This window comes from Marinobacter sp. (assembly GCF_041690615.1).
Lineage (GTDB): Bacteria > Pseudomonadota > Gammaproteobacteria > Pseudomonadales > Oleiphilaceae > Marinobacter.
In genome coordinates this window covers 1-12,754 of sequence record NZ_JAWLGY010000043.1, presented here as the reverse complement: position 1 = coordinate 12,754, position 12,754 = coordinate 1, and the positions used below count along the sequence as shown (strand labels likewise).

The window sequence follows — 12,754 nt, the reverse complement described above, 5'->3', positions numbered from 1 at the left end:
CATCTCCAACATCCAGTTCACTGGCAATGACGGCGCCTCCCTGGTTCAGGCAGCGGAACTGGATGCCGCCGAAGACCTGACTCTCGCCGATAAGTTCGAGAATGGCGATACCGTATCCTTCGAACTCGAAGTAGCAGGCGAAGAAATCTCAGTCACTGACGCTAGCGGCCTCCAGGATGTTGTCGCCCAGATCAACGGAGCTACTAAAGATACAGGTGTCTCAGCGTTCCTGAACTCGGATGGCAATGAGATTGTATTTGCCTCTGCCAAAGGCGAAAATTTTCAGGTCTCAATGACGACGGACATCAATTCTGACGACACAAATGAAGTCAATGTTAGTCTTGATACGTCAACCGCGGAAAATGCAGACGTTTCACTGAACAGTCTGGATATAAGTACTCGCGAAGGTGCGGATGAAGCTTTGGTCGCAATCGATTTCGCCATTGACCAGGTAAACAATTTCCGCTCGGACCTCGGTGCGGTTCAGAACCGCTTCGAATCCACTATCACGAACCTGAATACCTCGGTTGAGAATCTGAGCGCGTCTAACAGCCGGATTGTGGACGCTGACTTCGCAGCAGAAACCGCGAACCTGTCCAAGTCCCAGGTACTGCAGCAGGCCGGTATCTCCGTCCTGGCCCAGGCCAACGCCCGGCCGCAGCAGGTTCTGTCCCTCCTGCAGTAATCGGGGCATAGCGGTACAAGCCGGAACCGTCGGGTTCCGGCTTAACGCCGTTTGAGGATAGCGAGGTAAAGCTATGAATGACGTTAACCTGAACAACCCGAACCTGAAGCTGGTGCGCGCCAGCGACCAGGCGCCGGTGAAGGCACTGTCGTCATCTCAGGCCGAAGGCAGGAATGCCTCCGACCTGGCATCGTCATCCGCAGGCCGTACGGCGCAAGCCCGCTCCGCCGAGCAGTCTAGCGAGCCTTCCAAAGCCGAAAGGCTTCAGGCCCGCAGTGAGGATCAGAGAGAGCAACTGGGTGAGGCCGTTACCCAGCTGAACGACTTCGTACAGAACGTTCAGCGTGACCTGCAGTTCGAGGTGGATAATGACGCGGGTCAGACCATCGTGAAGGTGGTGGACCAGGAGACTAAAGAGGTCATCCGCCAGATTCCGGATGAGGTTGCCATGAGGTTGGCAGAGAACTTGCAGCAGAACGAACCGCTGACGTTGTTGAACATCAAGGTGTAGAAGCTTGCCGCTTCTGGCCTGATGGCAACAACGGTTATCCAGCACCGCCGCACCTGAGAGGGTCCGGCGGTGTTCTGCGTTAAGGGCAAAGATTTATGGCTACGGAGTCCATGGCCCTTCGACAGGCTCAGGGCGAGCGGCCGTGAACACCATAGCCGTTGGCCCTGAGCTTGTCGAAGGGAGGCTGTCGAAGGGCCGTAAGTTCCGTTGCTGTAAAAACGGGTTGGTTACACGCTGTTACAAATCGGCATCGGAATTTCCACAAAAGAGGCAAAGTTTTGCCGCTTACTGCCGATAAACTGAACAGTAGCGATTTTCGCCCCCTTGAGGAGGCAGTGTTATGGCAAGTATTTCATCGTTGGGGATTGGCTCCGGGGTTCTGAATCAGGACCTGGTGGACCAGTTGGTGGCTGCGGAGCGTAAGCCGAAAGAGCAGCGGCTGGACCAGAAAACGGAAATGACGGAAGCGAAGCTGTCCGCCTATGGCCAGCTTCGCAGTGCCGTTACCGAAATGCGCCTGCCCATGCGCCAGCTGGGTTCCGCCGATGCGATGAAGTCGTTCACGGCGGAGTCCTCCGGCGGCAATGTGTCTGCCAGCGTGGACGCCAGTAAGGCCAGTCGGGGCACTTACAACCTCGATGTGACGCAGATGGCCGAGGCCCATGCCCTGGCGTTTGCCGATATGCCGGATCGGGACTCCACCAGTGTCGGGGCCGGCACCCTGGCTCTGTCAGTGGGCGACAAGACCACCAATATCACCATTGATGACAGCAATGACACCCTGCAGGGTCTGGCCAACGCCATCAATGATGCCGACGCCGGCGTCTCTGCCAGTATCATCAATACCGGCGACGGTTACCGCCTGGTGCTGGGTTCCGATGAGACCGGCACCGCCAACCAGATCAATATGAGCACCGACGCGGCCGAGGGCAGCGACCTGGCCAATTTTGTCGCCGGTGCGGAAGAGACCACGCCGGCCCAGGACGCGGAACTGACCATCAACGGCATTCCGGTCACCAAGGGCAGTAACACCATCGATGACGTGGTGGACGGGGTCACTTTCGATATCACCGGTGAGGGCAAGTCCACCGTCAAGGTGGCCCAGGACACCCAGGCGGTCGCCGAGCGGGTCCAGGAATTTGTCGACAAGTTCAATGCCCTGCAGGATACCATCAGTGAGCTGACTAACTACGATGTGGACGAGCAGCAGGCGAGCATCCTGACCGGTGATTCCACCGTGCGCAATATCCAGAACCAGCTCAAGCGGGTTTTGAGTGATGTGATTCCCGGCCTGGAAGGCGCCAATGTGCGCAGCCTCGCCGACGTGGGCATCAGCACCGACTGGCAGACCGGTAACCTGCAGTTTGACAGCCAGAAGTTCCAGCAGCAGTTGCGGGAAAACCCGGACGATGTCACAGCACTGTTCGCGGAGCAGGGCAGGGCGACAGACCCGCAGGTGGAGTTTGTTCGCAGTGGCTCCAACACACAGCCCGGTGACTACGATATCAATGTAACCCAGGCGGCTACCCGCGGCAGCCTTAGCTATGACCTCAGTGGGGCCGGCGATATCACCGTGGGCGCGGACAATGAATTCAGCTTCCGTGTTGATGGTGAAACCAACGCCACCTTTTCACTGGCGGAAGGCACCTATACCGCCGCAGAGCTGCGTGATGCCCTGCAGGAGCGGTTGGGCAAGAATCCGGCCCTGGAGGCTGCCGGCCGTTCCGTGCAGGTGGACCTGGACGGTGCGGGTAACCTCACCTTTACGTCCAACCGTTATGGCAGTGAGTCGAACGTCAGTCTCACAGGGCTGGAGGGCGTAAGTGACCTGACCACCCAGACCGGTAACGCCGGGCTGGACGTGCAGGGCACCATCAACGGTCAGCTGGCCAAGGGCGACGGACAAGTACTGTACCTGGGTAACGACGCCGGCGGTGGTGCCGCCGGCCTGCAGGTGCGGATTACCGGCGGAGAGACCGGTAGCCGGGGCTCAGTGAGGTTTATTGAGGGTGTCAGCGAGCGTACCGTCAGCACCATCACCGATATCCTCGGAGTCAACGGCGCCCTGGACTCCCGTACCAGCAGCCTTAACCGTGACATGGAGCGTTTCGCGCAGGAACGGGAGAAGCTGGAGCTTCGCATCGAGTCCTACCAGGAGCGACTTATCAAGCAGTTCAGCGCTGCCGACTCTCTGGTTGGACAGCTCAACCAGACCCAGGAATACCTGACACAGCAACTGGCCGGGTTGAATCCTGGTGGTGGCAACAACAACGGTTAGTGGTCCGGGCCAACTGGTCCCGGCCATAGCAGACGAAGCATCGGAGAACCGGTGAATACGAGAGGTTAATTATGAACGGTTTGCAGGCCTATCAGCGCGTAAACACCCAGACCAGCATCACCGATGCGGATCCCCACAAGCTGATCCAGCTGCTGTACAACGGGGCACTGGAGCGCATCAACATGGCCAAGGCGAAGATCCAGCAGAAGGACTACGGCGCCAAGGCCCAGCTGATCAACAAGGCTATCGAGATCGTCGGCGGACTGCGCAGCTTCCTGGACTTCGAGAAGGGCGGCGAGCTGGCCCTGAGGCTGGAGGCTCTCTATGACTACATGGAGCGCAGCCTGCTTGAAGCCAGCGCGAAGAACGACCTGGCCAAGCTGGACGAAGTGGCCAACCTGCTGCGTTCTGTAAAGGAAGGGTGGGATGGTATTCGTGAAGAAGTGACCAGCAAGCAGGCACAGGCCGTAGGCTGAGTTTCGGTTTTTGCCACGGAGTCCACGGCCCTTCGACAAGCTCCCTTCGACAAGCTCAGGGCGGGCGGCGATAGAGTTCATAGGCCTTCGATAAGCGCCCTTCGACAGGCTCAGGGTGAGCGGCGGCGATAGGGTTCATGGCGTTTCGACAAGATGTCGTCGACAGGCGCGCTTCGACAGGCACCCTTCGACAAGCTCAGGGCGAACGGGCCCATATTTCATGGCCGTTCGCCCTGAGCTTGTCGAAGGGCGGGGCTTTCCTGGCAATCCCGCCCAATAGCCATTCCCCCCGCACTCCCGTACAATATCCGCCTTCTTTTCAGAGTCAGAAGACGGGGCCAGGCCTCGTTTTTTCGTTTTCGTGATTCGCAGGAGCAAGGGCATGTCTGATATCAAAAAGGTGGTGCTGGCCTATTCCGGTGGTCTGGATACATCCGTGATCGTCCGTTGGCTGCAGGACACCTATAACTGTGAGGTGGTGACCTTTACCGCTGACATCGGCCAGGGCGAGGAAGTTGAGCCGGCCCGTGAGAAGGCCAAGGCCCTGGGCGTGAAGGAAATCTACATCGAGGACCTGCGCGAGGAATATGTACGGGACTACGTGTTCCCCATGTTCCGCGCCAATACCATCTATGAAGGCGAGTACCTGCTGGGTACCTCCATTGCCCGCCCGCTGATCGCCCGCCGCCTGATCGAGATTGCCAACGAGACCGGCGCTGACGCCATCTCCCACGGCGCCACTGGCAAGGGCAACGACCAGGTGCGTTTCGAGTTGGGCGCCTATGCGCTGAAGCCGGGAGTGAAGGTGATTGCTCCCTGGCGTGAGTGGGACCTGAACTCCCGCGAGAAGCTGATGGCCTACTGCGATGAGCGCAACATTCCCGTGGAGAAGAAGAAGGGCAAGAGCCCTTACTCCATGGATGCCAACCTGCTGCACATCTCCTACGAAGGCATCAACCTGGAAGACCCCTGGGCGGAAGCCGAGGAAGATATGTGGCGCTGGAGCGTTTCACCGGAAGCCGCCCCGGACCAGCCTACCTACATTGAAGTGACCTACGAGAAAGGCGATATCGTCGCCATCGACGGTCAGGCCATGCGGCCCCACGAAGTACTGGAGCATCTGAACAAGGTCGGCGGCGACAACGGCATCGGCCGTATCGACATCGTCGAGAACCGCTACGTGGGTATGAAGTCCCGTGGCTGCTACGAAACCCCTGGCGGCACCATCATGCTGCGGGCTCACCGTGCCATTGAGTCCATCACCCTGGACCGTGAGGTTGCCCACCTGAAGGACAGCATCATGCCGCGCTATGCCGAGGTGATCTACAACGGCTACTGGTGGTCACCGGAGCGGGAAGCCCTGCAGGCGCTGATCGACAAGACCCAGGAGTACGTCAACGGCACCGTTCGCCTGAAACTCTACAAGGGCAACGTGGATGTGGTGGGCCGCAAGTCTGAAGACTCCCTGTTCGACGAGAAGATCGCCACCTTCGAGGAAGACGAAGGCGCCTACAACCAGAAGGACGCGGAAGGCTTTATCAAGCTGAACGCCCTGCGGTTGAGGATTGCTGCGGGCAAGGGCCGGAAGCTTTAACGGCTTATTAGATCAGCTGATCCACGGCCCTTCGACTAGCCCCCTTCGACGAGCTCAGGACGATCGGTCGTGGCCTCCATAGCCCTTCGACAAGCTCAGGGCGATCGGTCGTGGACTCCATAGCCGTTCGCCCTGAGCTCGTCGAAGGGCCGTGGATTCGAGAGCAAACAAAACGAAAAAAGGCCAACCCCATACGGAGCCGGCCTGAGAACAACAAACAAGGAAAGTTCGAAACTGCCTGAAACAACACAACGATGTCCCAAAATGCCGGCGGAGGTACTGCCCGGATCCCCCGCCGTTGGGGGTGGATACTGCCAGGAGATACTGCCTGATTCCCCTGATCCACGTGTCCAGAATAAGTTCCCGCCCGTCTGAAGTCTGTTGAGCTTGTGTTTTCGTGTGTTACCGCGTGTTTCCGGTCCCTGTCTCCTGAGTTTACGCTTGTGTAATCACGCCCTGCGGGGTCGATGTGGCAGGCGTTTGCCGCTATGCTATCGGCCATTCGTGAGCCCTGACTGAAGGGCGGTTCTTTTCAGGAGAAATCACCATGCCTTCCTTTGATATCGTTTCCGAAATCGACATGCACGAAGTCACCAACGCGGTGGACCAGGCCAAACGGGAGCTGGGCAACCGCTGGGATTTCAAGAATGTGGAGGCGGATATCGAGCTGGATGACCAGACCATCACCATCAGCGCGGAGCAGGAGTTCCAGCTGGAGCAGCTGATGGACATGCTGCGTATGGCCTTTGCCAAGCGGAACATTGATACCCGCGCCATCGACGACGACGGTGAAAGCAAGGCTGGCAAGCTGGTCAAGAAGCACCTGAAGCTCCGCCAGGGCATCGAGACCGATCAGGGCAAGAAGATCGTCAAGATGATCAAGGACGCCAAGATGAAGGTCCAGGCCAGCATTCAGGGTGACAAGGTCCGGGTAACCGGCAAGAAGCGGGACGACCTGCAGGAAGTGATTGCCATGCTGAGGGACTCGGACCTGGAGCTGCCATTGCAGTTCAACAACTTCCGCGACTGACCGGAGCTTCGCCATCTTTCCCCGTGTTGATTCCGTCTGGCTGAGGGAAACCGTCTATACCTTCACCCGCTGGCAGGTCATTGCCCTGTTGTTTCTGGGGTTCTCCGCCGGCCTGCCGTTCTTGCTGGTGTTTTCCACGCTGAACGCACGGCTGGCGGATGTGGGGGTAGAAACCGCCACCATCGGCTTCTTCAGCTGGCTGGGCATTACCTATTCCATCAAGGTCTTCTGGGCGCCGGTGGTGGATCGCCTGCGCCTGCCTGTGCTGGACCGGTTGCTGGGCAAGCGCCGCAGCTGGATCTTTCTCGCCCAGGCCGGCATTGCCTCGGGGCTGGTCCTGATGGCCACCGTAGACCCGGTGGTCGCACCGGAAATGATGGCCCTGTTCGGTTTGCTGGTGGCCTTCTCCTCCGCCACTCAGGACGTGGCGATCGATGCCTACCGTATTGAAATCGCCCCGGAGCGCCTGCAAGCGGCGCTGGCATCCACCTATATCTTCGGATACCGGCTGGCTTTGCTGGTGGCCGGCGCGGGCGCGTTGTACCTGGCGGAGTTCTGGTCCTGGACCGTTTCCTATCAGGTGATGGCGCTGCTGGTGGGCGTGGGGATGGTCACGGTCCTGATCGTCCGGGAACCGGTGGTCAACCATTTTGAGGCGGCCGCCGATATCGCCCACCGGGTCCAGGCGGAAGCCGAGCGGAGAGCCCATTTACCCCTCGGGCTGGCAAAGTTGGTGGGCTGGTTCTCGGCGGCGGTGGCGGGTCCGTTTCTCGACTTTTTCCGGCGCTATCGCGAACTGGCGCTGCTGATCCTGCTGACCGTCGCGGTCTATCGCATCTCCGATATCGCCATGGGGGTGATGGCCAATCCGTTTTACCTCAATTTCATGGGCTTCTCGAAAACCCAGGTAGCGGATGTCACCAAGGTGTTTGGCTTCTTCATGACCATTGCCGGGTCGATGGCCGGTGGTGTGATGGTGGTGCGCTACGGCGTACGGAAAATCCTGGTGTTGGGGGCGGTGCTGACAGCAGCCACCAACCTGCTGTTTGTCTGGCTTGCCCAGATGCCGCCCGATATTGTGACCCTGGCCGTGGTGGTCAGTGCGGACAACCTCAGTGGCGGAATCGCCAATGTGGCGTTGATTGCCTGGCTTTCCAGTATGACCAGCGCGTCCTTCACAGCCACGCAGTATGCGCTGTTCAGTTCCCTGATGACGCTGCCCGGCAAGTTCCTGGGGGGCTTCTCGGGTATTGTCGTCGCTGATTTCGGCTACGCGGAGTTCTTCCTGGTGGCGGGTGCCATGGGTGTGCCTGCAATCCTGTTGTCCATGTACATGATGAAAAACGGCCAGCGGCTGGATGAGCGGGCCCCGGTCAAGGAGCCTTCTGTTTCCGGGAGTGAATGATTTGTTACTGCACAATACACGGCCCTTCGACAGGCGCCCTTCGACAAGCTCAGGGCGAGCGGAGGTCCACACTCCATAACCGTTAGCCCTGAGCCTGTCGAAGGGCGCCTGTAGCCTGTAGAGGGGCCGTCAAGGGCGCCAGCGAAACCGGCTCATGGAAATCCGGCCATTCACGACTTCCACGCCTTCCTCTTCCAGCAGGGATCTTTGCCTTTCAAAGGCCTCGGAACCTTCCGGAAAGGCAATCTGACCGGTATTGCGGATCACCCGGAACCAGGGCACGGAATGCCCGGCCGGGAGCTTGCCCAGTGCCTTGCCGACAAATCGCGCCTGTCGCCCCAGACCGGCCATGTCTGCCACCTGGCCGTAGCTGGCCACATGGCCTGGTGGAATCGCCAAGACCACCTGCCAGATCCTCTGTTCCCGTGTAGGTTCCATAAGGTAACGGTCTGCCTGAACTTGAAGTTTCCAACTTTGCCCAGATGGTAATGGAAGCCAGATGTCCGGGCTAGGGCAAGGGTCCGGATCCAGGAATGGCACCGCAGAGCCAGTCAGGGTTGTTGCTGGCCATAAACTCACAGTGGGGGAAGCCCCGGGAGGCATCGATTGCCAGTATTTGTCTTTCTTTTCATCGTTATGCCCATTGCGGAAATGGCGGTGTTGATCCAGGTGGGCACGATGATTGGTGTGCTGCCGACCATCGGTCTGGTTTTGCTGACCGCGGTGATCGGCGCGGCCCTGCTCAAGCAGCAGGGGCTGGCCACACTGACCCGGGCAAATCAGCGCCTGAACAGTGGCGAGCTGCCGGCAAGGGAAGTGGCAGAGGGCCTGATTCTCGCCGTGGGTGGTGCCTTGCTACTGACACCGGGTTTTATTACGGACACCGTCGGCTTCCTCTGCCTGATCCCGGGCACACGTCATTGGTTCGTCCACCAGGCCATGAAGCGCATGGTGGTGCGGGGCCAGAGCAGCAGCTTCTTTTTCTCTTCCGGCGGCGCCGATCCGTTTGGTGGTCAGGGACCGTTTGGTCGCCGCCCGGATGGTGAAGACCCGATCGAGGGGGAATACCGCGACGAAACCGAGCGGGACCACGATCGCATCGAAAAAAAGTGAAAATTTTTTTGCCGGGGGTGTTGAAAACCATCCGGTGACCCCCATTAAGGTCACACAAGTTCGCTGCGGGCAGATAATCATCTGCAAAACAGAGGGTTAACTGCCCCGGCTTTTAACGCAACGTCATTGTCAAAGACAGTCTGACACTGGAGAAACCGAGAATGAAAATTCGTCCGCTTCACGACCGTGTTGTCGTACGCCGTAAGGAAGAAGAAGAGAAAACTGCCGGTGGTATCGTGCTGCCCGGCAATGCCAAGGAAAAGCCGTCTCAGGGCGAGGTAGTGGCTGTCGGTAACGGCCGGATTCTCGACAACGGCGAAACCCGCGCGCTGGCGGTCAAGGCAGGTGACACAGTGGTCTTCGGCCAGTACGCCGGTAACACCGTCAAGATCGACGGTGAAGAACTGCTGATCATGAGCGAGAACGAAATTTACGGAGTGCTTGAAGGCTGAGGCCTGCCGCAACCCGGATAACGCATTCAATCCGATTGTTTGCTGAACACTTCAGACGATTGGCTTAATCGAACAGGAATAGAGAACTATGGCAGCTAAAGAAGTCAAATTCGGTGACAGCGCACGCAAGCGCATGGTTGCAGGCGTCAACGTACTCGCAGACGCCGTCAAGGTAACCCTCGGCCCGAAAGGCCGTAACGTGGTTCTGGACAAGTCCTTCGGTGCTCCGACTGTGACCAAGGATGGCGTGTCCGTGGCCAAGGAAATCGAACTGAAAGACAAGTTCGAGAACATGGGCGCGCAGATGGTCAAGGAAGTTGCTTCCCAGGCCAACGATACCGCCGGTGACGGTACTACCACCGCGACCGTACTGGCCCAGGCCATTGTTAACGAGGGCATCAAGGCCGTTACTGCCGGCATGAACCCGATGGACCTCAAGCGCGGTATCGACAAGGCGACTACCGAAGCCGTCAAGGCCATCCGTGAAATGGCCAAGCCCTGCGATACCAGCCACAACATCTCCCAGGTTGGTACCATCTCTGCCAACGGTGACGAGACCATCGGCAAGATCATCGCTGACGCCATGGAAAAAGTGGGTCAGGAAGGTGTTATCACCGTTGAGGAAGGCCGTGGCCTGGAAGACGAGCTGGACGTGGTTGAAGGTATGCAGTTCGACCGCGGCTTCCTGAGCCCGTACTTCATCAACAACCAGGACAACATGTCTGCCGAGCTGGAAGACCCCTACATCCTGCTGGTCGACAAGAAGATCTCCAACATCCGCGAACTGCTGCCGGTGCTGGAAGCCGTCGCCAAGGCTGGCAAGCCGCTGCAGATCATCGCCGAGGACATCGAAGGCGAAGCGCTGGCGACCCTGGTTGTCAACAACATGCGTGGCATCGTGAAGGTCAACGCCGTGAAGGCGCCTGGCTTCGGTGACCGTCGCAAGGAAATGCTGCAGGATATCGCTATCCTGACCGGTGGTACCGTGATCTCCGAAGAAGTGGGCCTGACCCTGGAGAACACCACCCTGGATGACCTGGGCACCGCAAAGCGTGTCAACGTCACCAAGGAAAACACCACCATCATCGGTGGCGCCGGCGCCGAGGCTGACATCAACGCCCGCGTTGAGCAGATCCGCAAGCAGATCGAGGACAGCTCTTCCGACTACGACAAGGAAAAGCTGCAGGAGCGTGTTGCCAAGCTGGCTGGTGGTGTTGCCGTCATCAAGGTAGGCGCCGGTTCTGAAGTGGAAATGAAGGAGAAGAAAGCCCGCGTTGAAGACGCGCTGCACTCTACCCGCGCTGCCGTTGAAGAAGGCATCGTACCGGGGGGTGGCGTTACCCTGATCCGCGCTATCGCTGCGCTGGACAAGGTTGATGCCATCAACGAAGAGCAGAAGGCTGGCGTTAACATCCTGCGCCGTGCCATGGAAGCGCCGCTGCGCCAGATCGTGTTCAACGCCGGTGGTGAGTCCTCCGTAGTCGTGGCCAAGGTTCGCGACGGCGAAGGCGCCTTTGGGTACAACGCTGCTACTGAAGAGTACGGCGACATGCTCGAGATGGGCATCCTGGACCCGGCCAAGGTGACCCGCTCGGCGCTGCAGGCCGCTGCTTCCGTAGCGTCCCTCATCATCACCACCGAAGCGATGGTTGCTGATGAGCCGCAGGAAGAAGGCGCCGGCGGCGGTATGCCGGATATGGGCGGCATGGGTGGCATGGGCGGCATGATGTAGTGCGACGAGAGTCGCGCAGGTAGCTAGCCTGGCGGAACTACTCCCTAGTACCCACCGCATGGTTCGGTGGGTACGCCCAACCTCCGCAGAAAATAGCAATTGAAAAACCCGTTATCCGGGTCTCTCTTGATCCGGGTAACGGTCGTCTTCATTGAAGACGTCGTTAACGGTATTGGTGAGGCCAATATCACCTTCCAAAAGAAGGCGGATATTCAGAGCTGCTGCTGTCTACCCGACAGTCGCTAGTCTCGGGGTAATCGCGTTATCAATAGCTATGCTGGCACCTGCCGGCGTAAGCCATTTCTGTCATTGTTTCACCTACTCCATATCTGGAGTCGGCAGCGAGACCTGTTGTTCAGCCAACAGTAGCCTAGGGATAGTGCATCACTGGTAACGGTGTTGTGCGAAGCTTCCTGACAATGTAGCCCCCGAAAGGGTGAGATCGGCCCGTGAGGGCAGTCTCAGAACCTGCAAGCAACATGCGGGTGAGGCGCTAGGCTGGTCGGTATGGTCAACGTAAGTGAACTGCTGATAAACACCGTCAACCGCAAAGAGCCAAAGTTGCTGTCAGGCTTTGACCAAAAAGGTGCGTGGCTGGATACCTCTTTTACATCTGGGGGTACGCTGACACACAGCCACCGGTGGATAGGCAGGACCTAACCCGTCCGTGTGATAGATCTGGAACTCGGTAAGCCCGTATTCCCGCCGCAAGGCAGGCCAACCGTAAGGGAAGCTGTTGGGGATGCGTGGTAGAGGAGGTCAGAAAAAGCGAATGTCCGGCTGTAATCGCTGGAATAGGGGTTCGAGATTTGCCCTAGCCGGAAACGGTGCTGACTTCTGACTGGTCTTTGATCGCGTTAAGGCTTGTAAAGCCAACAAGAGAGGTCTGATCCCCAAGGGCTCAGACCAAACAATGAATCCCTCGTGGGGTGTTTACTAACCCCGCGAGGGGCGAGTGCGCACTGCCGTCCGAGGGTTAACTCTGGAGGACAGCAAGATGTGTACTTCAACAGAAGTATCTGCGTGCTCCCACCTTGCCAATGGATGGCATTCGATTGACTGGGAAACCTGTCATCGAAGGGTGCGTGGGCTACAGGTACGAATCGCGAAGGCGGCTAAGAATCAGCAATGGCGCAGGGTTTCCTCCCTGCAACGGATGCTGGTTCGCTCCTTCTCAGCAAAAGCAATCGCTGTGAAGCGAGTTACAGAAAACCGGGGCAGGAAAACCCCGGGTGTCGATGGCCAAACTTGGAGCACTCCCAGCTGTAAGTGGGAAGCGATTGGTCTGTTGGAGCGTCGAGGCTATAAGCCGCGGCCGCTCAAACGAGTCTATATTCCGAAGTCGAATGGCAAACGCCGGCCGCTAGGAATACCAACGATGCTGGATCGTGCTATGCAGGCTCTATACCTGTTGGCATTGGAACCGGTGTCGGAGACTACGGCTGACCGCAACTCCTATGGGTTTCGTCCTCATCGTT

General features: G+C 58.5%; 12 protein-coding genes. 11 read left to right on the top strand and 1 reads right to left on the bottom strand.

All coding sequences use genetic code 11. The features are described from left to right. The 7 genes from ACESMZ_RS17330 to ACESMZ_RS17300 form a co-directional block, all read left to right on the top strand. A partial coding sequence (locus tag ACESMZ_RS17330) for a flagellin (protein WP_372973073.1) occupies positions 1–685 on the top strand: 685 nt, incomplete at its 5' end. Between the two features lie 73 nt (positions 686–758). Next, on the top strand, positions 759–1,196 hold the full coding sequence (locus ACESMZ_RS17325; protein WP_372973072.1) for a flagellar protein FlaG: 438 nt from the start codon (positions 759–761) through the stop codon (positions 1,194–1,196). Positions 1,197–1,536: 340 nt separating this feature from the next. Then, positions 1,537–3,474, top strand: a complete 1,938-nt coding sequence (fliD, locus tag ACESMZ_RS17320; protein ID WP_372957834.1) for a flagellar filament capping protein FliD — start codon at positions 1,537–1,539, stop codon at positions 3,472–3,474. A 71-nt stretch (positions 3,475–3,545) separates the two neighbouring features. Beyond that, positions 3,546–3,950, top strand: coding sequence for a flagellar export chaperone FliS (gene fliS, locus ACESMZ_RS17315; RefSeq protein ID WP_372957833.1), 405 nt, complete (start codon positions 3,546–3,548; stop codon positions 3,948–3,950). Between the two features lie 382 nt (positions 3,951–4,332). Beyond that, the gene (locus ACESMZ_RS17310) at positions 4,333–5,544 is read left to right on the top strand and encodes an argininosuccinate synthase (RefSeq protein ID WP_372957832.1); all 1,212 of its coding nucleotides are present in this window, start codon (positions 4,333–4,335) and stop codon (positions 5,542–5,544) included. A gap of 547 nt (positions 5,545–6,091) precedes the next feature. Beyond that, entirely contained in the window at positions 6,092–6,574 is a 483-nt protein-coding gene (locus tag ACESMZ_RS17305; protein WP_091849651.1) for a YajQ family cyclic di-GMP-binding protein, read from the top strand. A 13-nt stretch (positions 6,575–6,587) separates the two neighbouring features. Then, complete coding sequence (locus ACESMZ_RS17300) at positions 6,588–7,979, top strand: AmpG family muropeptide MFS transporter (RefSeq protein WP_411289452.1); 1,392 nt, start codon at positions 6,588–6,590, stop codon at positions 7,977–7,979. Between the two features lie 129 nt (positions 7,980–8,108). On the opposite strand, the gene ACESMZ_RS17295 is transcribed toward ACESMZ_RS17300, so the two are convergent. After that, complete coding sequence (locus ACESMZ_RS17295; RefSeq protein ID WP_372957830.1) at positions 8,109–8,417, bottom strand: MGMT family protein; 309 nt, start codon at positions 8,415–8,417, stop codon at positions 8,109–8,111. Between the two features lie 168 nt (positions 8,418–8,585). Between ACESMZ_RS17295 and ACESMZ_RS17290 the strand changes: the two genes are divergently transcribed. The 4 genes from ACESMZ_RS17290 to ACESMZ_RS17275 all read left to right on the top strand — a co-directional run. Continuing rightward, entirely contained in the window at positions 8,586–9,092 is a 507-nt protein-coding gene (locus tag ACESMZ_RS17290) for an FxsA family protein (protein WP_372957829.1), read from the top strand. A gap of 161 nt (positions 9,093–9,253) precedes the next feature. Continuing rightward, complete coding sequence (gene groES / locus ACESMZ_RS17285; protein WP_248234456.1) at positions 9,254–9,544, top strand: co-chaperone GroES; 291 nt, start codon at positions 9,254–9,256, stop codon at positions 9,542–9,544. Between the two features lie 88 nt (positions 9,545–9,632). Beyond that, positions 9,633–11,276: a chaperonin GroEL gene (gene groL / locus ACESMZ_RS17280; protein ID WP_372957828.1), complete on the top strand. Its 1,644-nt coding sequence runs from the start codon at positions 9,633–9,635 to the stop codon at positions 11,274–11,276. Between the two features lie 997 nt (positions 11,277–12,273). Continuing rightward, the coding region (locus ACESMZ_RS17275; protein ID WP_372973070.1) for a reverse transcriptase N-terminal domain-containing protein at positions 12,274–12,754 on the top strand (481 nt) is incomplete at its 3' end.

Coding starts and splice junctions, on each gene's coding strand:
- ACESMZ_RS17325 (WP_372973072.1), top strand. CDS start 759: ATGAATGACGTTAACCTGAACAACCCGAACCTGAAGCTGGTGCGCGCC.
- fliD (WP_372957834.1), top strand. CDS start 1,537: ATGGCAAGTATTTCATCGTTGGGGATTGGCTCCGGGGTTCTGAATCAG.
- fliS (WP_372957833.1), top strand. CDS start 3,546: ATGAACGGTTTGCAGGCCTATCAGCGCGTAAACACCCAGACCAGCATC.
- ACESMZ_RS17310 (WP_372957832.1), top strand. CDS start 4,333: ATGTCTGATATCAAAAAGGTGGTGCTGGCCTATTCCGGTGGTCTGGAT.
- ACESMZ_RS17305 (WP_091849651.1), top strand. CDS start 6,092: ATGCCTTCCTTTGATATCGTTTCCGAAATCGACATGCACGAAGTCACC.
- ACESMZ_RS17295 (WP_372957830.1), bottom strand. CDS start 8,417: ATGGAACCTACACGGGAACAGAGGATCTGGCAGGTGGTCTTGGCGATT.
- groES (WP_248234456.1), top strand. CDS start 9,254: ATGAAAATTCGTCCGCTTCACGACCGTGTTGTCGTACGCCGTAAGGAA.
- groL (WP_372957828.1), top strand. CDS start 9,633: ATGGCAGCTAAAGAAGTCAAATTCGGTGACAGCGCACGCAAGCGCATG.